The organism is Faecalibacterium sp. i21-0019-B1 (assembly GCF_042852915.1).
GTDB lineage: Bacteria > Bacillota > Clostridia > Oscillospirales > Ruminococcaceae > Faecalibacterium > Faecalibacterium taiwanense.
The window spans coordinates 1,710,905-1,734,229 of sequence record NZ_AP031425.1; the positions used below are offsets into that span (position 1 = coordinate 1,710,905).

Annotated in this window: 27 protein-coding genes; 2 read left to right on the forward strand and 25 right to left on the reverse strand. The window is 56.8% G+C overall.

Features of this window, described 5'->3' with window-relative positions:
• Positions 1–5 precede the first annotated feature (5 nt).
• From ACGHP1_RS08665 to ACGHP1_RS08785, 25 genes are all read right to left on the reverse strand, one after another.
• A complete protein-coding gene (locus tag ACGHP1_RS08665; protein WP_338428520.1) occupies positions 6–680 on the reverse strand; it encodes a hypothetical protein in 675 nt (224 codons plus the stop codon).
• Positions 677–1,276 carry a phage tail protein I gene (locus ACGHP1_RS08670; protein WP_371290633.1) on the reverse strand — a complete coding sequence of 200 codons (600 nt, stop codon included), beginning with the start codon at positions 1,274–1,276 and terminating at the stop codon, positions 677–679. The genes ACGHP1_RS08665 and ACGHP1_RS08670 overlap by 4 nt, the downstream gene beginning before the upstream one ends.
• Positions 1,269–2,417 carry a baseplate J/gp47 family protein gene (locus ACGHP1_RS08675; RefSeq protein WP_371290634.1) on the reverse strand — a complete coding sequence of 383 codons (1,149 nt, stop codon included), beginning with the start codon at positions 2,415–2,417 and terminating at the stop codon, positions 1,269–1,271. Before ACGHP1_RS08675 ends, ACGHP1_RS08670 begins: the two co-directional genes overlap by 8 nt.
• Positions 2,410–2,727, reverse strand: coding sequence for a hypothetical protein (locus ACGHP1_RS08680; protein WP_371290635.1), 318 nt, complete (start codon positions 2,725–2,727; stop codon positions 2,410–2,412). Before ACGHP1_RS08680 ends, ACGHP1_RS08675 begins: the two co-directional genes overlap by 8 nt.
• Complete coding sequence (locus ACGHP1_RS08685) at positions 2,724–3,119, reverse strand: phage tail protein (protein WP_371290636.1); 396 nt, start codon at positions 3,117–3,119, stop codon at positions 2,724–2,726. Before ACGHP1_RS08685 ends, ACGHP1_RS08680 begins: the two co-directional genes overlap by 4 nt.
• A 12-nt stretch (positions 3,120–3,131) precedes the next feature.
• A complete protein-coding gene (locus ACGHP1_RS08690; protein WP_390509001.1) occupies positions 3,132–3,737 on the reverse strand; it encodes a phage baseplate protein in 606 nt (201 codons plus the stop codon).
• Positions 3,734–4,804 carry a phage late control D family protein gene (locus tag ACGHP1_RS08695; protein ID WP_390509003.1) on the reverse strand — a complete coding sequence of 357 codons (1,071 nt, stop codon included), beginning with the start codon at positions 4,802–4,804 and terminating at the stop codon, positions 3,734–3,736. Before ACGHP1_RS08695 ends, ACGHP1_RS08690 begins: the two co-directional genes overlap by 4 nt.
• A gap of 1 nt (position 4,805) precedes the next feature.
• Positions 4,806–5,015, reverse strand: a complete 210-nt coding sequence (locus tag ACGHP1_RS08700; protein ID WP_371290639.1) for a tail protein X — start codon at positions 5,013–5,015, stop codon at positions 4,806–4,808.
• Positions 5,005–8,469, reverse strand: coding sequence for a phage tail tape measure protein (locus tag ACGHP1_RS08705; RefSeq protein ID WP_390509005.1), 3,465 nt, complete (start codon positions 8,467–8,469; stop codon positions 5,005–5,007). The genes ACGHP1_RS08700 and ACGHP1_RS08705 overlap by 11 nt, the downstream gene beginning before the upstream one ends.
• 127 nt (positions 8,470–8,596) lie before the next feature.
• Positions 8,597–9,208 carry a phage tail assembly protein gene (locus tag ACGHP1_RS08710; RefSeq protein ID WP_371290641.1) on the reverse strand — a complete coding sequence of 204 codons (612 nt, stop codon included), beginning with the start codon at positions 9,206–9,208 and terminating at the stop codon, positions 8,597–8,599.
• 64 nt (positions 9,209–9,272) lie between these two features.
• Positions 9,273–9,806, reverse strand: coding sequence for a phage major tail tube protein (locus ACGHP1_RS08715; protein WP_371290642.1), 534 nt, complete (start codon positions 9,804–9,806; stop codon positions 9,273–9,275).
• A gap of 16 nt (positions 9,807–9,822) precedes the next feature.
• Complete coding sequence (locus tag ACGHP1_RS08720) at positions 9,823–11,277, reverse strand: phage tail sheath family protein (RefSeq protein ID WP_390509008.1); 1,455 nt, start codon at positions 11,275–11,277, stop codon at positions 9,823–9,825.
• A 15-nt stretch (positions 11,278–11,292) separates the two neighbouring features.
• Entirely contained in the window at positions 11,293–11,565 is a 273-nt protein-coding gene (locus tag ACGHP1_RS08725; RefSeq protein ID WP_371290644.1) for a hypothetical protein, read from the reverse strand.
• A complete protein-coding gene (locus ACGHP1_RS08730) occupies positions 11,562–12,068 on the reverse strand; it encodes a hypothetical protein (protein WP_371290645.1) in 507 nt (168 codons plus the stop codon). Before ACGHP1_RS08730 ends, ACGHP1_RS08725 begins: the two co-directional genes overlap by 4 nt.
• 1 nt (position 12,069) lies before the next feature.
• On the reverse strand, positions 12,070–12,774 hold the full coding sequence (locus ACGHP1_RS08735) for a hypothetical protein (protein ID WP_371290646.1): 705 nt from the start codon (positions 12,772–12,774) through the stop codon (positions 12,070–12,072).
• Positions 12,775–13,164 carry a hypothetical protein gene (locus ACGHP1_RS08740; RefSeq protein WP_371290647.1) on the reverse strand — a complete coding sequence of 130 codons (390 nt, stop codon included), beginning with the start codon at positions 13,162–13,164 and terminating at the stop codon, positions 12,775–12,777. It lies immediately after the preceding gene.
• A gap of 4 nt (positions 13,165–13,168) precedes the next feature.
• A complete protein-coding gene (locus tag ACGHP1_RS08745; protein ID WP_371290648.1) occupies positions 13,169–14,218 on the reverse strand; it encodes a major capsid protein in 1,050 nt (349 codons plus the stop codon).
• A gap of 15 nt (positions 14,219–14,233) precedes the next feature.
• Positions 14,234–14,584, reverse strand: coding sequence for a hypothetical protein (locus ACGHP1_RS08750; protein WP_390509011.1), 351 nt, complete (start codon positions 14,582–14,584; stop codon positions 14,234–14,236).
• A 13-nt stretch (positions 14,585–14,597) separates the two neighbouring features.
• Positions 14,598–15,755, reverse strand: coding sequence for a head maturation protease, ClpP-related (locus ACGHP1_RS08755; RefSeq protein WP_390509014.1), 1,158 nt, complete (start codon positions 15,753–15,755; stop codon positions 14,598–14,600).
• Positions 15,712–17,310, reverse strand: a complete 1,599-nt coding sequence (locus ACGHP1_RS08760; RefSeq protein ID WP_390509016.1) for a phage portal protein — start codon at positions 17,308–17,310, stop codon at positions 15,712–15,714. Before ACGHP1_RS08760 ends, ACGHP1_RS08755 begins: the two co-directional genes overlap by 44 nt.
• A gap of 12 nt (positions 17,311–17,322) precedes the next feature.
• Complete coding sequence (locus ACGHP1_RS08765) at positions 17,323–17,559, reverse strand: DUF6148 family protein (protein WP_371290652.1); 237 nt, start codon at positions 17,557–17,559, stop codon at positions 17,323–17,325.
• Positions 17,560–17,562: 3 nt separating this feature from the next.
• Positions 17,563–19,404 carry a phage terminase large subunit family protein gene (locus ACGHP1_RS08770; RefSeq protein ID WP_390509019.1) on the reverse strand — a complete coding sequence of 614 codons (1,842 nt, stop codon included), beginning with the start codon at positions 19,402–19,404 and terminating at the stop codon, positions 17,563–17,565.
• 89 nt (positions 19,405–19,493) lie between these two features.
• Complete coding sequence (locus tag ACGHP1_RS08775) at positions 19,494–19,982, reverse strand: hypothetical protein (protein ID WP_390509021.1); 489 nt, start codon at positions 19,980–19,982, stop codon at positions 19,494–19,496.
• The gene (gene terS, locus ACGHP1_RS08780; RefSeq protein WP_390509023.1) at positions 19,963–20,700 is read right to left on the reverse strand and encodes a phage terminase small subunit; all 738 of its coding nucleotides are present in this window, start codon (positions 20,698–20,700) and stop codon (positions 19,963–19,965) included. Before terS ends, ACGHP1_RS08775 begins: the two co-directional genes overlap by 20 nt.
• Positions 20,701–21,989: 1,289 nt before the next feature.
• On the reverse strand, positions 21,990–22,208 hold the full coding sequence (locus ACGHP1_RS08785) for a hypothetical protein (protein ID WP_120081104.1): 219 nt from the start codon (positions 22,206–22,208) through the stop codon (positions 21,990–21,992).
• Between the two features lie 508 nt (positions 22,209–22,716).
• On the opposite strand from ACGHP1_RS08785, the gene ACGHP1_RS08790 reads away from it, so the two are divergent.
• Positions 22,717–23,064, forward strand: a complete 348-nt coding sequence (locus tag ACGHP1_RS08790; protein WP_390509025.1) for a hypothetical protein — start codon at positions 22,717–22,719, stop codon at positions 23,062–23,064.
• Positions 23,065–23,078: 14 nt separating this feature from the next.
• A complete protein-coding gene (locus ACGHP1_RS08795; RefSeq protein ID WP_279060256.1) occupies positions 23,079–23,291 on the forward strand; it encodes a hypothetical protein in 213 nt (70 codons plus the stop codon).
• The last annotated feature ends 34 nt before the right edge of the window (positions 23,292–23,325 follow it).

Here is a 23,325-nt window from a genome sequence, read left to right on the forward strand (position 1 = left end):
CTTACTCAAAATTCAATCCTTGACAGATCGGCGTTCCACACACCTGTCACGGTCAAGCCGTCCAGCGACTCAAAGGTGACGGAGAACGGATTTGCCGTTACGTCGGTCGCGATCTTCAATTGAAGGATATCGATATCCGCCTGCATCTTTGCAGCGGCGATGCGCAAGTCTTTGTGAGACTCCGGGGACAGGTCGTGCTCCTGAATCCGCTCTTCGACAAACAGCTGCAAGCTCTGCATCTCAGCGCTCAGATTGATCACGATCTCCGCATCCCGGGAGATCACGATCACCACAGTGAAAACGAACTCAAACTCCTGATCGGTGGAAGCCGCCGGGATCTCGACACCGCGGTCATCCTGCACGAGGAGCAGGAGCGTATCTTCTGCCGCCCCGGTCTGCCGCCCGAAGAGGGCAATCTGATGCAGGGTGTAGGTATCCTCCGCGCCGGTAATGCGAATCTTCACGCGGCGGGCAGCGCTGCCGTTTTCTTCAACAGACTTGATGCCCAGCAGCTCAAGCGCATGCCGCTCGCCGGTGACGTCGGTCTGCGCGTGGAGCACAGCGGCATTTGCAAGACCGCTTCCTCCGACAGCCTGCGTAATCGTGAGCTGCTTGCCCGATACGGCATCCATCAGCAGCTCAATGCCGGCATCGGTATAAGCCAGCGTTTCCCAACTCATTGCGTGTCCTCCTTTTTGATTTCAGGCATCCGCACCGATGCAAGGATGCTTGTGCCGCAGGGTGCGGCGGCAATGTATCCTTCTGGCGGATTCCGAGGTTCTGTTACATAGGTTATTTTTTCGAGATGAGCTGTCAGCCTTTTTGTGTATCCCAGAAGATTTTCTATCTCATCTACCGTTCGATGCTGCACTTCTGCATCGGTGATGTTTGCTCGAAGCCGCCAGTGTCCAGGTGTTCCGTCATAGTCGTACCATTCCACAATCTCAGAGTTTGGATAGATTGCAGAAATCGCCTGCTTCACCGCCCACTCAGTGCCGCAATACCGCCGCACCTCCATGGCCGTCTTGATAACTCTGCGCTTGGTTTCGATGGGGTAATCATCCCTGTACCAGTCCACCTTGAACTGCGCCGCCAGAATATCCAGAATGTTCTCCGGGACAGAATCAATGGCCGTGTAGACAAAGACTTTGCGGACCGCTTCCAGCTCCCTCTTTTGCCGCTCCCGGAATACTGCGTCCAGCACTTTCACCCAATGCTGCTCTGCAATGCCGGGCGGCAGGCCCTCGATCAGGCCTGTATCTTGGAGTTTAATCATCCTCGATTCCTCCGTAGACAATGTTGCAGCTTGCCATCTTCGCCACCTGGATTTCAGATACTTTCGTGTCCACCGGGGCTGTCAGCTTCGGTCGTTTCGCTCCTGCCTCCCGAACGCGCATGATAAGCTCCGCCGGGTCAATATCCCGACCGATTTTTCTCTGCCACGTCTGGTAGCTCTCCACCGCCTGCTTCACATTCGCTTGGATTGTGTAAGCGTTCTTCGCATTGCTGGATGCAATGTAATAGGTTAGGTCGATGTTGTATGGCACTTCCGCCGGGGGCGTTCCGACCACCAGATCACCCATCGGTTTCTTTACCTCCGCAAAATACCGTTCCAGCTCCCGACATTCCTCCGTGGTAGGTAAGCGACCATTCGCCAGTAGGAAATAGATGTAGATGGTATAACCATCCTCGCAGATAATCTTCGTATCCGAAATATCGCTGCGCCAGCTCTTTGTGAAATACTCATACAGATCATGCGGTCCCGCCACCGACGTGTTAGACGGTGCGAGGTACGCCCGCTCTGTAAGGGAATCGTCGCTTTCCGTTTCGGTTCCTCCGCTGGTAGCCGATACATTCGTCACGGCGGCAACATACGGAATTGGATCCACAAGCACGTTGACCTCGCCAGCCGCAATGCCGGTGCTGTCTGCGCCAGCATTCGCCGCCACCGCCGGAACATCCACCGTCAGCTCGCCCGCCGGAATCTCTGCATACTCCGACGTGTAGAAGTACCGTTTGTCCGCCGTGCGCACCTGCACTCCTTCCGGGATGCTGGTGACACCGGCTCTTTCAGCGGACAGGGTAAACCGCAGCACCGTCGTGGCACATCCGGCCTGCAGCCGTTCCGCGCCCACCAGAGCAGCCACGTTGTCCAGATTGGTGCCTGTGCTGGTTGGGAGCAGCTGTGCTTTCAGGGCTGCCGTCGCGTACTCGATCACATGGTGGGAGCGGTGCGCCAGCGTCAGCAGGAGAAGCCGCGCCTCATTGCATCGTGCCAACGGGGTACTTTCCGTTCCGTCAAGCTCCTTGTCGAACTTTGCATATAGGGCTTTGCAGTCCTCGACCGCCTCTTCCAGCGTTTCCGCTCCGTCAATGTTGATCTCAGGAATGTTCTCAAACTCTTTGATTTTAGACAAGCTCGTACACCACCTTCGGGATCACTTCGCCCTGTTTCAGTTTGCTTTCCAGCCAGTCCACCCGTACCACCTGTACGCGGGGTTCAAATTCTGCTGTGCGTTCCGTCACCTCCCGCACATACAGGGCCTTTGCCACTTCCATGGGCTTATCAAGAAAAACACCTTGGTCAATGCCAAGGCTTCGGTCTCCCTCCTGACTGCCAAGAGGGGTTGAGTACAGCGTGCGCAAGCACTGGGTAACATCCTGTACTTCTTCCTGCGCTGCACTGTCTTCGGACAGAGCAAGCACCGTGCTGCTGATGTCGATCATCCCACATACTCCTTTATCGTCAGGTTCACCTTACACTGCACCAGCAGGCCATGCTTTATCACAGCATCCCAGCTGTCGCTCATGCTGGTAATGGTGAACCTGTTTTTTGACAATGGGGCAAAACCGATGATGAAATAATGGACTTCTCCGTTTTCCGTCATCTGCTTCAACCGATTCAGCATCTTTCTCGGATTCACGCCGTGGTCGGCATCAAGCAGAATGTCGCAGGTGTACTCCATGAGCTTTGGAGCGATGTACTCCGACTTTGCCTTTCCGCCGATCACTTCATGGTCCACCCACTTTGCGCCGGAAGTCCCCTTGAAGTTGGAGAGCGTCAGCGTCCGCAGGTGTCCCACGGAGAATATCACGTCTCCGAAAATTCCCACATACATATCAGCACCTCCTTACACGGGCGGAGTAGTGTCGCCAGAGAGGCTATCCTTGTGCGTGTGGTTCACCAAGGACTTGCCGGACACCACCACGTCGCCACCGCCGCCGGTGATGTTCACCGTTCCGGCACTGGCCGTGATGGTGCTGGCGGACAGTTCCATGGTTCCCGCGGCCTTGATGGTGATCCCCGCCGGGGAGTTGATCGTAACCGCCCCGCTTTTGCCCACCGTTACCGTTGCACCGCCCACTTTTATTTCCAGATTTTCGGCTTCGAGGATTTTCTTTCCCTTCACCTTATCCGTCAGTTCCTTTGCGTCTGCATCGAACTTTCGGTACGCCTCTCCGTTCTTGTTGGAATACTCCTTGCGGTAGATCCCCTTCTTGCCCTCTGCCGGTTTGATTTTCACGTTCCAGATCGTACCCAGCACGACAGCGTCTTCCGGGCTGTCTCCCGGGTGCAGAACCGCCACGAGGTCTTCCACCTCCGGCATACGGTATTCCCGATTGGAAATGAACGGCACTTTCTCGGTTACAGTATCGTCCCGATCCGGGTAGTGGACTTCACACAAACCGTTCTCGTAGTCGATGGAACTCACATAGCCGATTCTGAACTCACTCATGCAAATTCCTCCTGTTCTACCTTGCTGGCCTTGATCTGCGTTTTGTAGCCGCCGGAGGGAGAATAGCTGTGCTCCATCTCGTCGATGAAGTATTTTCCGGCCATTTTCCCAAAACCCACCACATTGATGCACTGGGCAGACGCTCCCACCGGGTAGCCCGGAACAGTAAAGCTGATGGTTGTTGCGCCGTGGTTGGCGTTTTTCAGCTTTGCAATCAGCCGGGCTTTTGCATCCGCCTCACTGCTTACCTTGCCGGATAGTTTCAGCTGCCGTTCCTCGGTACCAACCTTGACGTTGATGTTGATCTTCTTTTGCTTGTTTGTGTAGGTGTACACGCCGCCGGTGTATGTCCCGGTCAGCTTTGTGTTCCACTTAAAGCTGCCCTCTTCCACGCATAGAGCGGTCTTGTCTGTGAGCGGAGCCACCTCGTATACCGTCCACACGGCATCCTTGGCCTTGTACTTTTCCCGGTCATACACCCACAGCTTTTCCGTGTATACCTTGATAACCAGCGCATAGGTGTCGCAGAGGTCCTGCAAAAACGCGCTATCCGTTGCATCCTGCTCCTTTGCGTCAATGTCGTGGTCGTCACCGTCGAACTTCAATTCCAGCCCGTACCGTCCGGCGATTTCCTCCGCAATCTTCTTCACGCTGGTTTTCTTCCATGTGAAGGTACGGTTTCGTTCGCTGAAACTGGTGTCGTTCGGCTTTGCCACGCCGCCCATCGTCAGCGTATCCGGGGTACTGGAAAAGCTCAGATCGTCCAGCACAAAAGCACCGCACTCGGCACTGTAATCCCGGTAGCCACTGCCGACGCCGCCGATGTTCCAGTTCTTGACGGCAATGGTTGGGTAGAGTTTCACGCCCTTCTTCGGCATCCAGTCGTTTTTCCACTTCTCGGCTCTGGCGTTTACCGTGATGCTCACGCTGTCGCTCTGAGATGCAGCCACATCCGTATACCGAAAACTTTCAACGTCAGGGGCGATCTCTTCCGAAATATCTTCGTTCTCATATTTCAGCAGGATTGCTGCCTGTCTTCCTTTGGGTCTCGCTGCTGTCAACAACATATCAGGCACCTGCTTTCCATGGCGGCAGGGTGCCGCTCTTTTCAGTTGGGAGGTCTGGTGTTGACAGCACCGTCCCGGAATCGAACCGAGTAATCTCGATATACTCAGGGTTTGCCTGCATCAGCCAGTCGGTTTTCAGCTCGCTGCCATACACGTTGTAGGCGATCTGGTCCCATGTGTCGCCGGACTTCGTTGTGTAATCAAGTGCCATATTGTGTGCGCCTCTTTTCGCGTTCGTACCGTTCCACATACTCGCAGAACTTTTCATAGCCCTCATCCAGCAGAGACCGCAGGTCGTTTGCATCCATGCTGCCGTAGATCACAAAGTTCGGAGCGTAAACGTAGGTGTTGCCGCTGGAACTGGTGTAGCTTCTCTGGTAGCCACCGCCACCGGAGCTTTCGCCCTGCCCGGAAGAACCAGAGCCGCCGATGTCCGGCACGCTCACTTCCTGCTTCCGGTTCTGCAGGTTCTCCATCATGGCAAGGTTCTGCCTTGTCAGCTCAGGATTACCCGCCGTCGGGAACAGGGACACATTGCTCAGGTCGTAGTTATCCAGATTGGACAGCCACTCAAGCTGTGCCTGCGCTACGTCCGCCCTGCGGACAAGGCTCAGTGCCTGCTGCACTGCGGAATTATCCAGTATCTTCTGCACCGTTGCATTGCCCGATGCAGCCGCACCTTCCAGTGCATCCGCCGCATAGTTGGCAAGTTCCGTCGTGCGCCGGAATGCCACGCCAAAATCGGATCCTTGGAACATGGCCGATGCAATAGGAACGCCAAGCATCTTGCCAGCCTGCATCCATGTGTCGATGTTCTGCTCACGCTGAGAGCGGCGGAAGCTGATGATTGCTTCGGTGCCTGCTTCGCCAGCCAGAGACGGGCCATTTGTAAAGCCACCGTCTGCAAACTTCGGCAGTGCCACTTCGGTCAGGTTGAAGCCGAACTGCTTTCCGCGCAGGCCGGGCACCCAGTCTGGAACCGTGAAGTTGATCTTGTTCAGCGTGCGGATGATTGCGTTCGCCACGTTCACGACAACGCTGACAATGCCCTTCACCAGCCCGATGATGCCCAGCACCACAGGCTCTACCACCGGCAGCAGCTTACCGATCACGTCAATTACCGTCTTGATGGCATTTACGAGAATCGTACCCACCAGACTGACGACGGTAGAAAGCAGCGGCATGACCGCCGGGATGCCCTGGTTCACAACAAAGCCGAACACCTCAACCAACAGCGGTTTGATGTGGTTCACGCCGAGGTCTACGATCTGGCTGAACACCCCCGCAAAGGACTGGATCAGCGGCATGACTGTCTGGATGGCAGGCATTGCCGCCGAGAACACATCGCCCAGATTCAGGCCGCCGATGTTGAAGCCAGACAATTTCTGCTGGATGCTCTGCAGCCCTTCGGTGGTGGTGAGCTGGCCGAAGACCTGTTTGATTTTGTCTCCAATGCCAGAGATTTTCCCGGTGAACGCATCAAAGACGGCAAGGCCACCCTCACCAAATATCTGGCCGACGATGTTCCGCACATCTTCAAAATGGTCGCCCAGCAGGGAAACCACCGCAACCATGGTTCCAAGGCTTGTAATCGCTGGGCCGAAGGTTCTAAGCAGTGACATAAAGCCACCGCCCAGCTTTCCAGCCACAGCACCAATGCCGCCCGTCAGGTTCAAGCCACCTTTGCCAAAGACAGCCTTTGCACCAGCACCAAGGACATTTCCGATAGTTGCCGTCGCCGTGCCCGCCGGGTTCGCCGCTGCGATCATGGCGTTCACTGCATTGGTCGGAATGTTCGCCACGTTGTTGATGTAGCCAGTCGCCCCGAAGATTTTCCCAGCAACAGCCTGCATCGGCTTCTTCTTCCCGCTCGTCAACGCATCTGAGTTCAAAGCGCCGATCGCGCCGCCTGCCAAAGAACTCAACCGTCCGGCAATGCCGCCCTGTCCAGAGCTGTTTGCCATCCATGCGCCCATTTTTGCAGATCGCAGGATATTTTCCCGGTTGCTCCACAGCCCCTTTCCGCCGGAAACGGTGTTCTGGAAAAGGCTGATCGGACTGAGCAGCCCCATCAGGTTGCCGACGGTGATTCCGCCGAATCGTCCGCCGGGTGCACCACTGGCCTTGCCGCCGATTGTCAGGTTCTTTACCGCGCTCAGTGCGGTGCTTCCTGCGCTATATGCAGCAGGAGCCATGCTCATGGCTCCAAACGCTGCAATAATCGCAGCAATGCCGCCTGCCGCCTGCGGGCCGTTGTTCGCAAGATAGTCAATGCCCTTCTGAATCCACGGCAATGCCCACTGTGCTGCCGCCCCGATGCCCTCAACCGCCGTGCGCAGCAGCGGCAGGATGGAGTTCGCCAGATTGGACAGATCGGGCAAGTTTTCGTCGATGCCCTTGTAGATGTCCAGCTGCAACCGGGTCAATTCTTTCTGCGCCGGCAGGAAAGAATCTCCGAGGTCCTGCATCAGCACCGTCTTGGCGTTATCCCGCATGGTGCGCAGGCTTTCTTCCGTTCCCGTATTGATAGCAAACTCTCGCTCCATACTGCCGGAGTAAGCAGATTCATCGCCCACTTCGGACAGCGTTTTCATCAGCAGGTCAAGGTTGTTTGTGACCTTTGCGCCACCTTCAACCGCCCACTGGTTAAACAGCGTATTCAGTGCGGCAATTTTCCGTTCGTCCGGCAGTTTGTTGATGGCTCCGAAGACCTTCATCAAGGTTCCCGTTCCGTCTTTCTGCATGGAGGATGCAATGCCCGTGGCCGTGAATCCCAGTTCCTCCCACATTTCCTTTTGGGCTTTGGTTGCGCTGCTTCCCTTGGAGATGTTGGTATAGATTCTGGAAATCGTGGTGCCCGTGCGTTCCGTGTCAACGCCTGTCGCCTGCATCGCCGTCGCAATGGCCGCCGTGGTCGAAGGATCAACGCCAGCCAACTGGCCGATGGAGGCCGACTTATTCACGCTGGATGCAATTTCTGCCGCCGTGGTAGCGTTATTGGCACCCAGATAGTTGATCTGGTTCATCAGGCGCATAACATCATCATGGCTATAGTTGGTCTTGTTGCCCTCAGTGTCTCTCTTGGTGAAAGCAACCTCCCACTTTGCCATGTAGTCGCCAGCAGTCTGGTCATCCAAATCCATAGCGGTGGCGGCAACAGCCGTATCACGCAGAATACCGCTTTGCAGCTGCTCCGTTACATCCTTGCCAGACTGTCCCAGAGCAGCGCTCATGGTCGTGATCTGTTCCGTGGTACGGGGAATTTCCGTACTCAGGTCTTGGATGTAATTCTTCATGTCGGCATAGTTCTGGGCGAATGTTTTGCCATTCTGCGCCATCGCATTGGATGCCTTGCCGGAAGCATCTGCCAGACCATCCACATAGCGCATGACCGGGGCCATCTGCGCTTCCAACTTTGCCGCCTCGTTTGTGACCTGCTTCATGCCAACCAATACGCTACCTGTCAGCGTTGCGCCGAGCGCAAGGCCAGTCTTTCCGACTACGCCCAGTGTTTTTGCCACTGTGCCCGCCAGAAAATTTGTGCTTTTCAGCCCATCCGTCAGAGAGCCGGTCAGTCCTTTTACTTGGCTGATGCTTCGTGCCAGTGAAGGATCAACCTTGCCCATGATTCGGATACTGAGGTCTAGTGCCCCATTTCCTGCCATACGTCTGACACCTCCTGGCACAGCTCAATCAAATCTTTCCTTGGCATGGAAAGATAGTCCGTCAGGTTAGAGTGCGTCGCAATGGACAGTTGGATCGCTGCTTTTCGCAGTGCCTTTGCTCCGCCTTTTACTCGAAAAAATCAGCGTCCACAGCGTCACGCAGCTTTGCTGCCTCGCGCAACGGCAGCCCGGTGAAAAAGTCCTCCGGGTAGCCGGTGCCCATGCTGGCGATGATGCAGACGTACAGGTAGTTGCGGCCGGTATTCACCGGAGAGAAGCCGCCAGCTACCATGCGGTTTTCCGCCATGGATTCGCTCATGGTGTTCAGCTCTCCCACGCCGGAAAGGTCCACAGATTCAAAGGTCTTGCCCTTGATGTCCTCTTTTCCGTCGCCGTTGTAGGTGTAGGCATTGTCGAACTTTACAACGTGGGTTTTGGGGTCGTTCTTGACCTTTGCGTTCAGGTTGTTCAGAATCGCCGTCTGCACCTGCTTGATCTTTGCACGGGGCATGAGCTTGAAGAACTCAACGGGTTTGCCGCTGGCCTTGGTTGCCACTTCCTGCGCAAAAGAGGTGGTAGCCTCCACTGCTGCCAGCGTTGCGATCTCGCCCGCCAGATTCTTCTGAATGTCGATCATATCCTGGATCGTCATACCGTCCATGCCGGACAGGTCCACTTCGTCGTACTCGGTGCCCTCGAACTTATAAGGCTTTGCGAATTTCACAGTAAGATTACCCATCTTGATGTTTCCTTTCCTTAAAAAATCAGCCGCCCCACACGGAGCGGCTGAAATCATCCTCTTATCAGATCAGAGCGTTCACTTCGGCAAGGATATCCTCGCCGTCCACATAGTATCTGCCAGCATACTTGTCGATGTCAATGACGGTCACACCGTCGATTTCCACCAGATAGCGAGTCACTTCCAGCGTGGTGGAGCTATCCATGGTAGATGCCCGCTTCAGCTTGCCGGGGTCAAGCTCTTTCGGCTTGCCGCCCAGCACGATGCGCAGGCCCTTATAGGAATAGCCGCCGTTTTTGTTCTCGTTCTGCATGGCTGCACGCAAGGTGATCTGGACAGACTTTCCGGGGTGCAGCATTTTGGTGGCGTAGCTGTACAGGGTGTTCCAGGTCAGCGTTGCCTCCATGCTCTCGAACTGGCCCGGCACGGGGCTGTCAACGTCGCCGCCGATGCCCATGCCGTTCACAGTAGTGGTTTTGTTCTTGATCTTGGGCAGAGTTACTTCATCCGCCAGACCGATCATCTTGTCGTCCCCGGTGTAGGCGTTATAGTTATTAACGACCTGCGGGACGAGATCGCTCGAAATATTCAGGCTCATGGTTCATATCCTCCTATCACAGGTTCAGAGCGGTCACGAGGGAGGAAGATTCATACTCCATCGTGTTGTTGACCTGCTTCATGGGCGGGAACGGAGTGCAGTACATCCAGAAGTGATAGTGGCCTGCCACCAGCTCTGCTTCGGTGTTCTTCTCCGTATCGGCCACCATGCGGTAGCTGGCGCAGACCCCGTTGGAGACGTAGGTGCTGCCCTTCATGTTCTCGCTGTCGATGATACTCTGCAGCCGCTTCGGGTTCATGGGCTTGTCCAGCTTGCCCATGTTGTCCAGCACAAAGCTAGTCCACGCATGGTTGAAGAAGCGGCGGACACACAGGAACATATCCTTGGGATCCGTGTTCTTCGGGTAGCAGGCCGTCTCGTTTCCCCAGACCACGAAGTCGCTGCTGGAACGGATAAAGGTTGCAATGCCCTGATCGTTCAGGAAGGTGCCCTGCTCCTGATCCAGCAGCATCTCGGTGCCATCTTCCAGACAGGCGGCAGAGATAGGCACGGTGACGTTGGAGGGGCTTGCATTGGGGCAGTCGTTGTTCTGGCCGTCGTTATACACGGTGGCCGCTGCCGCCATGGTGCTGCCGCTGTACACAGTATCGCCCACCTTGCAGAACAGCCACAGAGCGTATGCCTCACGGGAGGTTGCGGTCTGCTTCGTCTTCTGTCCCGCCACGTCGGTGTACTTCTTTGCGCCGGAAGTGCCGCAATCGAGGTCGATGTAGCAGACGGCATTGAAAACGCCGTTGATCTTCCGGCACTTGGCCTGCAGAGCAGCGCACACCAGCGCATCTTTGGAGAATCGGGGTGCCAGCAGAATACCGGGAACCTTGCCAAACTTCGGGTAGACCTGACGCACCACCTCAAGTCCAGTTTCCTCCCCGGTGGTAGTGCTTACGCCGCCCACGATGTCGGCGGCGGTCACCTTGGTCGGGTCCAGAATGGAGCCGGAAACACTCAGCGTGGTTGCGTCCTTGCCCTTGCCACCATCGAGCAGCGCGATGTTCACAGTACCGTCGTCGTTGAAGGTGGCGATGTAATCCGTTCCCTCGGTCAGAGCCGTTGTGTCCTTCTTGACGACCAGCTTTTTCAGCAGCAGGCCCGTCTTGTTGATCTGCGCCACGCCGTCGTTGACCTGAACGGTTGTAGCATCCAGAGGGGTGGTATGCTTCCCGGGATCCAGCACGTTGATAACGACAATGGGAGCCGTGCCCATCACCTGAAAGTTTGCGCTGATTGCCTCGCACAGAGTGTACTTTGCAAAGTCGTCAGACCAGCCCACAGCAGCCACAGCCTCCTTGTAGGTGCTGAGGTACAGCGGGGTATTCACCGCCGCTTCCGGGTTTGCCAGCTGGTTGACAGGCGCAGTGCCCACGATGACCTGCAGGCCGGAGCTTACCTGTACCGGCGCAGAAACGCTGGTGGTCGCTTCGGTCAGGTTAAAGCCATGAGAAGTAGCCATTGTTTCATCCTCCTATCACAGCACAGAAACGGCGTTCTGGTAGAGAAGGTTCTCCCGGGTGCCGTTCTGCTCCACTTTCACCCGCATCTCTGCGAGTTTTTCACGAGGAACGATCAGAGCTTTTACGACCGGGTGTTCCTCTGCGATCTCGGCCAGCTTTTCGGGGATTCCGTCCACAAAAACGGTGTACTGCGGTGCAACGCCCTTGATGGTCGGGCCGCAGTAGGCAACAGCCTGCACCGCCGGAGCCTTGTCCACTGCGGCAGCGGTTTTCTTTTCGTCACTCATATCAAAGCCTCCACTTCTTCGTTTCTCAGACCGTTGGGGGTCTTGCAAACGAGATTCACGATTCCCCAGTAGTAGTAATCCATGTCATCTTCAGAAAGCTCCCACTTGCGGGGATACGTCACTTCAAACGCACCGCCAAAGACGGGCTTGCGCTTGAAGTGCTGCATAATAGTTTCCTTGATGTTCACGGTATCTACATACCCCTGTCGGTCTATCCCGCGGTCATAGCAGCAGATCACGAGCTGGATCAGCACAAGCTGCGGGTCCTGCTCATTGTTCTGCTCACCGCTGGTCTCGATCACGATGATGCAGGGGTACATGGAATCGTTTGTGTCCACATCATCGTCGTCATTGGTCTGGATTGGCAGGAACTGTTTGAAAATCTGCAAGGACTTCGGGCTTTCCTGCCCATTGAACTTCATATCCCGAAACAATTCTTTCAGCTCGTCGATCATAGCCTGCTGGCACATCTCGCTGGTATATCCAGCGATTTTCTCCGCCATATCAGATCACGCCCTTTCTCTTGGCATTGGCAATTAGCTGCCGCACACGGCGTTCTGTGTTCTGCTGCAGCATCTGCTCCACCGTCTGCTCCTGCATCTCCCACACGGTATGGTGCATGGCAGAGCCGGAAGGACTGGACAGCGTTGCCAGCTTCTCGTTTGGTTTCCAGCGTTTCTTTCCGCTCTCCGTGTAATCCTTATCCGCAGGTACGCCGAGCTGACGCTGCACCATGCCGACATGCCCCGACTTAAACTTCACGAGGAAGCCTTTGCTCTTTGCGCTGGTTCCGCCGAGGTCTATCATCGGGCTGCCTTTCAGGACGTGCGCCTGAAAGAACGGTGGCGCATTGCGGACAGACGGTCCCATGTAGGGTTTCGTGGGGCTGGTTCGGAAATAGCCCAAGTCTGCCCGGAATGCGCCGGGATCGTTCTTCATAATGGCAAGGATCGCCGCAGGGCGGCGGTTGGTCGCTTTCTGACGCTGGCGCAGGTCTTCGATCATGCGCTTCCCAGCAGCATTGAGGTCGTATCGGTTCTTAACTTCCTGCAGCATGAGTTTTCTCGTCTGACGTGCGGTGGTATTGACAGCCACCTTCAACGCCGCCGGTGCCTTATCTGCCAGAACGCCGAGTGCCCGGTAAACTTCCTCATCGTTGACGGAAACCGTCATGGTGGAAGCATCGTACCCAGTTTTGAAATACGCCATTTACCTCACCCTCTCAAGCTCCATGCGGTACACGCCAGCTTTCAGGGAGCAGGATTTAATTCTGTAATCCCGCTTCTTGTCCAGCGTTATGAGCTTGTCGTTCTTCGGCATTGGGCCGTACTCTTCCTGTTTGACGAACAGGAGCAGATCAGCCTTGTACATACCTTGGTCGAAGCTCTGTTTTGCGCCGCCCTCCCAGTGCGCTGCACGTTCGCCAGTTCCCGGGTGCTGGGTGATGCAGACCATCTCTTTACCATCGACAAATCGCTTCTCTGCAAATTCATTCAGGTTAAAGAAGACGTTCTGCACATCCAGTGCCACCCGGTCTTTGAACGTCGGCAGCGGCTTCGGGTCGCTTGGCGTACCGTACTCTTCATCCACGTCCAGCATAGTCTTAGCACACCTCAGCAACCAGCCAGCTGTCCACCTTGTCCGGGATGGTCAGCGGGCGGGTCTGCAGTTCGAGGATCATGCGGTCGGGGCCGTGCTTCACATAGGTGCGCAGCAGACGGTTGGTCTGGGCGGTGATGGTGCGCTTGGTATCGTCGATGTAGGAAGTCAGGCCGTAAGCGCGCATGAAGTTGGGGTTAGAGGGCAGCAGAGCGATCTTGTTGTCATCCACCAGCCGCTTGGTAACGGGGGCAGAAGGATCGGTCCAGTCGTCCATATAAACCTCACCATAGGTGTAAATATCCAGACTGGGCTTGCTCAGGTGGCCGATGTAGCGCGCGCCATTGGGCAGGTCCTTGGGGTTGATAATGCCCAGTTCGATGCGGCGGTTGTCCAGCATATTCTGCACGTTGGTGTCAGCCAGGAAGTTGCGCAGGGCAGTCTTGCCCATAACAACGTGATCCACATTGGCAAAGCCGTTTTCCAGCACCTGATCCACCCAGTCTTCCAGATTATCCAGAGGCTTGGCGGCAGATGCGCCCCATTTCTTCGTGCCGTCCAGCTTCACCTTGTTGGTAAAGCCGAAGTCGATCACCTTGTTCACGCCGGGTCCGACAACGGGAATCTGGCCATCCATGATGGTGCGCACTGCCATCCACTCCTCGCGGCGGGTAGCAGCATCGTTCAGACGCTGGTAGTCCTCGATCAACTGCTTGGCGGCACGTTCTTCGGGGGTCATGCCGGAATACAGGTCCTCACCAGGCATACGCTCCATTGCATCGTTTGCGGTGGTGACAGTCATAGGGTTAATCAGGGGCGGAGTAAAGCTCTCGGTCTGATAGCCCTCATTCTTGAGCACCTGGCCGCCGGCCAGAGGATGCACGAAGGAAGCCATGCGGCGGTCGCCCTTCACAACGTCGATGTCCACGCTCTTGGTGGCAAAGGTCTTGATGTTGGTGAAATAGTTGTCCAGGAAGAAAGTGCGCACCGGGGGAGTGGTGCGCACGACCTCGGCCAGACACCGAGGCTCATAGATGCTGATTTCGTTAGCCATAGTTGTTACCTCCTATCACTTCAGGAAGATGCCCAGATTGCGCAGGGCAACTTCCACGTCTGCTGCTTTCACGCCCTCGGGCAGCGCCAGACCGTCAGCGAAAAACTCACCCGTCAGATAGATGGGTACTTCCTCGTCTGCCGCTGCGCTGTCTGCGGTGATGCCGTACAGCCCGGTAACGGACAGAGGATTACTGCCGTCCACCTTTGCGATGGGCTTCACCTTGCCATCGGCCAGCAGCACCGGGGCGTGTGCCTCAACTGCTGCGCTGGCCTTTTTGGTAGCCTTGGCGATGCCGATGTCCGTGCCGGCAATGAAATACTCCGGGGCGGTGGAATAGGTCTTTCTTTCCATATCCATGCTCATAACCTTGTCCTCCTTACTTCACACCGTTCATCTTGTGAATTGCGTTCATCAGGCCCTTTTCCTGTGCGTTTTCCGGCTTCGGGTCCGCAGGGGGCGGATTCTGGATGTCGTTTGCGCCGGAGTTCTGGGCAGACTTCTTCGCCTTGTCCAGATAGTCCTTGCCCTGAGCGTTCTGCTTTGCCTTCATGTTGGCAATCACCGCCTTGGCAAACGCCGCAGAATCCACAGGCTTCACAAACTTTGCCTCGTTTGCCTCGTCCTCAGCACCGGGAATGGTGCTGTCCTCGATCTCCTTGATGCGGGTACGCTCGGTAGTGGCAGCGTCATTCTCGATCTGTGCCACCATATCGGGGTACGCCTTGCGGAGATCATCAACGGTCTTGATTTCCATGTCTTTTACCTCCCCATGGTCGTTGTGTCCCGGCAGTTCCGCCGGGGTTTTATTTTCAGGCCGGGTGACAGGCTTTTTTGCCTTTGCCCGGTTTCTGACAAATTCGGGTGCCTCGTTGAAAGGCAGGTGGGTGCCGACGCTGTTGACGAACAGGATGCCGTTGCGGTTCTCCACCACAGCGTCTTCCTCAGCGTCGTCCACCTCGTCCACAAAGCCGTTTTCCTTGGCTTCATCTGCCGTCCACCAGTTTGTTTCATCCATCCACTTTGCGCACTCGTCTGCATCGTGGCCGGTCTTCTTGGCGTACAGGGAGACAATGCTCTCTCTGGTAGTGTCCAATGCCTTCAGGTAATCCCGCATCTCAGCCGCCGTCAGGTAGCCACAGATTCCCATACTCACCGGGTGGACCATGTAGGTGCTGTCAGCTGCTGCCACCACCTTATCAGCGTGGCAGGCAACGATAGTGGCAGCACTGGCGCACAGGCCGTCGATATGGGCGGTCACAGTGGCAGCATTGCGTTCCAGCTGATTGCCAATGGCCTGAGCTGCAAACACGTCACCGCCGCCGGAGTTGATGTACACGGTGATCTCGGTCACATCGCCCAGAGCGGCGAGATCGTCCGCAAACTGTTTCGGGGTGACTTCATCGCCCCACCAGCTTGTTTCGGAAATGTCGCCGTAAAGAAAAAGCTCCGCTTTCTGGCTATCAGCCAGATTGCAGAACTTCCAGAACTTGTTATTTGTCGTCTTCGGGGTCGTCTTGGAACTGGGTTTGCCCATCGCACCCTACCTCCTTTATTTTCTCCATTTCGGACTTGCGCTGGCGCATATTTGCCCGCCAGCTTCCTCCTGTCATCTGCGCCGTTTCCTGCTCGGCAGTGCTGATACCCTTGTCCATGCGCAGGATCGCCGCCTCGATTTCTTTCTTCGCGTCCAAGTTGGTTCTGGCCGGACCATTCCATGTGCAGCCCATGTAGGCTTTCGCCACCGCCGGATCATCAAAGAATCCCGGGGCATTGATACGCCCGCGGGCCACCGCCTCGGCAAACCACTTTTCGTAGGTCGGCTGGCAGAAATCGTCTGCAAAGCTGTCCCGCAGCGTTCCGCAGGTGCGCCAGAACTCGTTCAATGCTCCGCGGCTGGCGGAGTAGTTGGACGAAAACTTTTTGTACAGCACCTCCGACGGGATTTCTACGCTCGTCGCCACCTGATTGGACATCGCCATCATAAAACCGTCGTAGGTGGTGGTCGGGTGTTTCGGGTCGATCAGGTTTGCTTTTTCGCCCGGGGCAAGGTCAAACACCGCCGCCGGGCTGAGGTTGATTGCCAGCTCATCGGCAGGAGTATCCGGGTTGTCCGCTTTTTCGGGCGGGTCTTCTCCGAAGGGAGCCATATCGCTCTGCCCATCTCTCTGGATGAACAGGGTAGCGCAGGACGAAACGATTGCTGCGGAAAGCTCTGCGTCCGTGTATCTTCCCATCTGCTTCAACGTGGGCAGTGCGGGAGCCAGCAGTGGAACGCCGCGCCGCTGCCCGGCACGCTCTCTCTGTGTAACACACAGAATGTTCGGTTCCCCGGTCTCCGGGTCATGTGCTTCCACTCGGATCCACTGCAGCGGCACCGGGTTTTCGTATTCCAACGGGTGTCGATTGGCCACCCAGTAGGCAACGATTTCTCCGGCTTCGTTGGTCTCCACTCCTTGCACGATCTGAAACACGCTCTTGCCGTTTACCTTTCCGGGGGCCAGATGATCCGTGCGGTCAGGGCTGCACACCTGGTCTGCTTCGATCAGGCGCAGCTGCAGCGCATACGGCCAGTGCGGACGCTCCCGAAACTGAACTGCGGCAAACACGTCTCCGTTCATCAGGAAGCTGGTAAACGCCAAGGTCTGCAAACGCCAGAAATTGTCCATGCCGGCGGCATCGCAGGCTGTGCTGTCCGCCCAAAGGCTGAACTCTCTTGCGATCTGCGCTTGCAGCTGGTCGGCTTTTTCTTCAGTCAGATGGAGATAGTCGGCATCCACCTGCGGCGTGGGCACCAGCCCGCTGCCCACCACATTGGTGCGCAGCGTCTTGATGGCACCCGTAGCAAGCGGAATGCCCATATAAGCATCCCGGCTCCGTTTGCGCAGGGTTTCGAGGTTATCCTCAATGTCTTCCTTTGCGCTGCCGCCGCCGACGCGCCAGCTTCTCATAGAGCGCGATGTGTGGGATGCACCATAGTTTCCATATCCCGTGCCGTTGTTCAAGACGGATAGGGCAGTACGGGCCACGGCGCGGCGATACCCCTTTTCGGGGGAGATTGCCGCGATTGCTTTATCCAGAATATTTGCCATGGTTTCACCGCCTTACACGTCATGGGGCGAGAAGTGATACATACGGTTCCTGCCCCGGCCACGCTCTTCCCGTTCCGCCTCGGCCACCTTGTTTTCCCAGAAGATGATAGTTTCCCGAATCTGTTTTAAGCTGGCCCGGGTAAGCTGCATCTGCTCGATCTGGTAGCTCTGGCCTGTGGAAACAGCTGCTTCCGCTTCCAGCCACATTTCCAAATGTCGCTGTGCGTCCTCTTTTGAAATAATTGCCATCGGTTAAATTCCTCCCGATCTTCTTCTTCGGTACTGGTGTTGCTGCTTTGCAGGGCGGGCGGTTTCCTCGCCGGGCACTTCCAGGCCTTGCGGGTTCGAGATTTCCAGTGCCGCCGTCGCATAGTTCCGAACGTCGAATGCCTCATTGCGCTTTTGCGCCGGGTCCTTCAGTTCCCACCGTTCCGCCTTGCGCCCGCCTTTCCAGCGGGTCACTTTATGTTCTGCGGTCAGCATCTTGAAATAATTCTCGTCATAGCCTGCATCTTCTGCCGCCGGGAAGTGGCAGTAGTTCGGCCCCTTGATAAGCACTTTGAGCCGGGCAAGGACATGGTTCTTGCCGGTGTCAACGCCTAGCGTGAACAGCTCACCTTTGACCCGGTTGTTCTTGGTCGGGTTGCGGATGTACGGAACATCCATACCGCCGCGGCCTTTGATTGCCCAGATGTGGCGGTCTTCCCGCTCTTTGCAGAAGCGAATGACCTGATCCGGGAAATGTCCGCCGCTGTCCATGCAGACAGAGCGGAGGGACAGCTCTGTACCGTCCTTCTTTTTCCACGTCTGAGATAGAAACTCGTCCAGATCGGCCCATATCTGGCCGCGCTTCAAGTCACCAAAAATGCGCTGGTAGCGGATACCCCAGCTTTCTTTGCCGATGCCCCAGCCCACCACTTCGATCTCGAAGCGGTTGTCCTGCGTATCGACACCGGCGGTCAGGTAGATCACGCCGTCGGGCACCTCGGCCTCGTAGAACTCCCGACGGTCGATCAGAGCGGCAGATTCCACGGTTTCGCCCGGTTCTTCCCACGGCAAGCCAAGGTTCGTGTTCACGAAGACCTGCATCTTCTCGTAATCGCCGCGGGCAGCGTCCAGATCGGCAGCAATGAATTTTGTCACGATCTCGTCCCACCCGCAGAGCGTGGACCCCATCTTGTTCATGTGGAAGCCGCGCACGGACCGTTCCGGGTGCTCCGGCACCCACTTGCCCTTTACGCTACCTTTCTTCCAGCGGTATTCGTTGTCCAGACAGCCGCACTCGGTGCAGCGGTACTGCACACCGCCGTCCGGCCACTTGTCTTTGTCGAACACCATGTTGTCCCACACAAACGGCTGATAAAAGCCGCAGTTCGGACAAGGCACCGTCCATTCTTCTTGCGTGGAGTTGTTGAACTCGTCCAGAATGCGGCTGGCGGCTTTTGTGGTCGGGGTGGAAACCATGACCGTTTTGTAGTCCCAAAAGGTCGTCTGGCGTTCCTCTGCCAGCATGACCGGGTCGCCCTCTTTGCCTGCGCTGGCCTTGTAAGCGTCCACCTCGTCTGCCAGCAGCACTTTGATGGGGCGGCTGCGCAGGTCTGTGGGGGCATTGGCTCCCACGATGACCAGCATTCCGCCGGGGAAATTCTTTTTCGAGATGGTGTTGCCGGAGTATCTGCTCTTGGTGTTTACCAGGCCCCGGAGTGCCGGCGTATCTCGCAGCATCGGGGTCAGACGGTCTTTCGAGAAGGACTCGCCCAGATTCACCGTGGGCTGCATCACCATGATGGATGCCGGGTGGTAGCTCATGTAAAAAACGATGGTGTTCAGGATCAGACCCTCGGTCTTCCCGGCCTGCGCACACATCATGGCAACCACCTTGCGGACGTGAACATCTCCGATAGCATCCATGATCTCCCGCTGGAACGGCGCAGCGTCCGTGTTCCACTGCCCTTGCGAGGCAGAAGCCTCAGCAGAGAGCTTTCTGTATTTATCTGCCCACTGGCTCAGTGACAGGTTCGGTGGCGGTTTCAGTCCGTCCAGTGCCCGGCTGAACATCTCCAATGTCTGCGGTTCCAGATGGATCATCGCCATGGTTCCCGCCTCCCTTTTTGACGCACTGCCGGAATGGGCAGAATGCCGTGATCTCGTTCAGCCGGGTGCCCCATACGCAGCCCCGGCATTTATTCTTCCTGCTCATCTTCCGGCTCCTTCTCTGGCTCGGCCAGTGCAACATCCGGGTTGCTTAACTCAATGAGGGCTTCCTCAACCGCTTTTTGCAGGATGTCGTGAGCCTCCACCGGGTCTGTGAGCTGCGCCATGGTCTTGGCGTACTTGGTCGGGATGGTTTCCAGACGGTTCTTGAAATTGGCAAAGATAGCTTTCAGACCCCGCTCCACATCTTCGGTGCGGTGCAGGTCGCCTTGGGCTTCCTCCATCTTCATTTTCTCGATCTTGCCCCGGGTCTCTTCCCGGTCCGCCCTGGCAGCCGTGAGACGAGATGAATCGTCCTTGTCGCCGATCTTATAGGTGAGATACTGTTTGACGACGGTTTTCATGTTGAAGATGCCGGGTCGTTCCTCAGACAGCACACCTTCGTCCCGCAGCTCCCGCACCCGGCGTTCTGTTACGCCCAGCACTTCCGCCACGGCCTTACTGGTGTATAGAGCCATCTTCGTCACCGCCCTCCGGCACTTCGCCCGTTGCTCTGATCCGCAGCAGCTCTAACCGCTGGCGTTCCAGCTCCATGCGGCGGTCGGCTTCTTCCGCCGCCCGCAGCGCACCGGCAACAGCGGCAATGCGGCCCTGCGTTTTGTACAAAGCATCCTGCAGTTTCAGAATACGGGCAAAGGGGGTATCACGGCTGTACATTCCCATGGTCTGTATCTTTCCGTCTTCTTTCTTCCCCGTCTTGCCGGCCTTACCCGGAACGCGCATATCCAGTACGCTTGATGTTATCAATGTGTCCGGGTCCATGTCCTCGTACTCTTTGATCTTTTCCAGAATCTTCAGCTCCCGCAGTTTGAGCAATCCCATCTCGTGCTGCAGTGCTTCCACGCCGTTCCGGGGTGCATCGTCAAAGGTTCCCCGTTCCGCCGGGGTGAGCTTATCAAAGAAAATTCTTGAATAGGCACCGTCCTTCTCGGCGTTCAGGTTGCCCGCCGGTGCCCCGCCGCCGGAGTTGCCCGCGGCGTTCCGGTTTCCCGGTTGTCCGCCGGGCTTCCTGTCGGTGGGAGTATCCCACCCGTCTTTCGACTTCCACCGCCGGACAGTATCGTACTTGAGGTGCAGATCATCCGCCAGCTGCCGGAGACTGACTTCGCCGCCCTTTTTCTTCCGGGCCATGTACTCAGCGCGGGCGGCATCTCGCTCATCGCTTCGCCTTGCCATTTATGACCCCTCCGTTTTCGAGCAATAAAAAATGCCCTGCCAGGCAAAAAGTCTGACAGAGCATCTATGTGGTGCCGCCGGTCCTGCGGCACACCCGGATATGAGAAAAGCCCCTCGGTGCTTCCACCGTGGGGCTTCTTCCATAAATCCACTGTACCAATTATACCACTAAAAACGTCTCATAGTGTCTCATCTTTTGCCCCAAAAGGCCGTTTCTGGGCTTGTAAATGTAAACATTCTGTGAACTGCCGCTCCTGACAAGATGGTTCCTCCCGATTTTGTTGACCTCAACAAGATCGCTGTCTGGATGTTTTGGCGGCACTGACAAATCATCAGCCGCTTGCAAATTGTAAGCAGCCACCATTTTGTTGGTTCCACCAATATGGTATGCACCATCCCGGTGACGCCACCGCCATGGTGCCCAAATCCCTGAAATTTTTGACCCGCCCCCTTATTTTTCGGGCCGGAGGGGGGAAGCCCTTCAAAAAAATTGATACCTAGAAAACTTTTGGGGCTTCGGAACCCGCATTCGCCCCGCCCCGGGGGGGCAGTACCTTGCTCATCGGGGCGGCGGCGGTGCCGGAGATGGCCGAGGCCGGGCCGGAGAAGGAAGGGGGGCAGGGGGATAGATAAGGCGAGTTCTAGCCCTCTAGGTCTAAGCCCTAAGCCTAAAGCTCTATCCCGTTAGGTGGAGAATCTGACCCCTCCGGCGTTTGGCTGGCGGCGGGGTGCCGGCGGGCTAGCGGCTGGCGTTGTCGGTAGGGTCTGGCAGGGGTGCGGGCAGCAGGGCGGCGGGGTCATCAGGGCGGCGGCGGGTTCCGGCTGGAAGGAGTAGCCCGGGCAGGTGATCGGGCGGGCGGTCCGCTGCTCATCAGGCAGGCCGTCACCGCCCAGGCCGGGCAGATCGGGCAGGTCGTCACCGTGGGCGGCGCGGTTCTTCCCTGTGCTGATCGGGGCGGCGGCAGTCCTTCCCGGTGCTGATCGGGGCGGGCAGCTGGCAGAAGAAAAGCCAGGGCGGACGGCGCAGGCCGTTCACTCTGGCTTTTTCGTTTCTGCTGATTGAGGCGGGGCGGATCCTTCCCGGTGCTGATCGGGGCCGGGGCCGTCGGGCACTGGTTCCGGTCGCACCTGATCCACCCGCACGGGGCACCGGGCACGGGTGCCGCCGGCACCGTTCCACCGGGTCAATTTTGCCGTTTGCCGGAGGGGTCAGATTCTCCACCTAACGGGAGTGAGAAGCAGGTGTAGGGCTTTAACCTAGCAGGCTAGAACTTTCCCCCAGTAACCCCCTATAGTCCCCCTTCTTCCCCGGATTCCGCCGGGGTGAATCCATCACGGGTCATTCTTTCGGCACAAGCCTGTAAAATATAACTTTGCATACTTTGACCCGCTGCGGCTGCGGCCGCTCTGATTTCGTCGCCGCGTTCTTTTGGTGGGCGAATCTGGATTGAATCGCATTTTGCAATATACCGGCTGTTTGAAATTTTCTTTTTGTCCGAGATAGGCATTATATCACCTCTTTCGCGCCTGCGTTTATTATAGCAAAAAAAGCGGCATTCCGCCATGCAAAAATCAACAAGCATTCCGTCATTCTTTTGTGCAAAACGTAGAAAGCATTCCGTCATGCTTGACAATTGGCATTCCGTCATGCTAGAATGCAGCCACAGCAAGCGAGCCGGACAACAGCCGGACGGTTGCGAGTAAGCCGAAAGGAGAGCCGACACATGAGCATTGAATTTTTCAAGCTCCCCGCCGCTTTGAAAAAAGCGATCTGGGCCGCCTACCTGGCAGAGTGGAAAAAGAAGCAGGCAGCAAAAAAGCCCGCCACCCACTAAAGCAGGTGACAGGCTTGCAAGATGAATTTTCCACAACGCATCTTGTAAGCTAGTTTACCACCGAAAGGCGGTAAAGTCAAGCGGATGCCCTGGCAGGGTCGCACCGCTCAAACAAAGCGGCCCCGCCCCATAACCCCGGCAGCCCGCCGGGGCAAACCTGAAAAGCAAAGGAGCAAAGAACATGACACTTGCAAAGAAGATCACCACCGCCGCCGCACTGGTGGCCGCACTGCTGGCAGGCACCGCACCAAAGGCCGCGGCGCAATGCCCCTACACCGTCGGCCCCCTGGGCCGCTACATCGCCCCGGCCATTGTGCAGGGCATGACCGCCACCGATGACGGCGCGGTTGAAGTCTGGTGCACCGACGCGCTGGACGGTGACGACTGGTATTTTGTGGTGGACGCTGAAACCGATCTGCGAATTTATGACCGCGTTGACCTGGTGGTTGACGCGAACGGCACCCCGGAAGATTTCAGCGATGACAAAGTGATTGACGCGCTTTACTGCCACGGCTGCACCGAAGATTGAAAGGAGCCTGCACCATGATGACACTTGAACAGATCCGCGAACGGAACCGCAAGGAGAACGCTGCAGCCCGCCGCCTTCAGGCCGCCGGGTATCGGCTGGAAGGGTGGGACCCCCGCACCGGGCAGCGGATCGCCGCCCAGATCACCGGCGAGAACACCAACGACGAACGCCGCACGTTCTACGCCTTCCCCACCTGGCAGGATGCCGCCGCCGCTCTTTTGGGCTGAACGCCCCGGACGCCTTAGCAGGGCCGCACCGCCA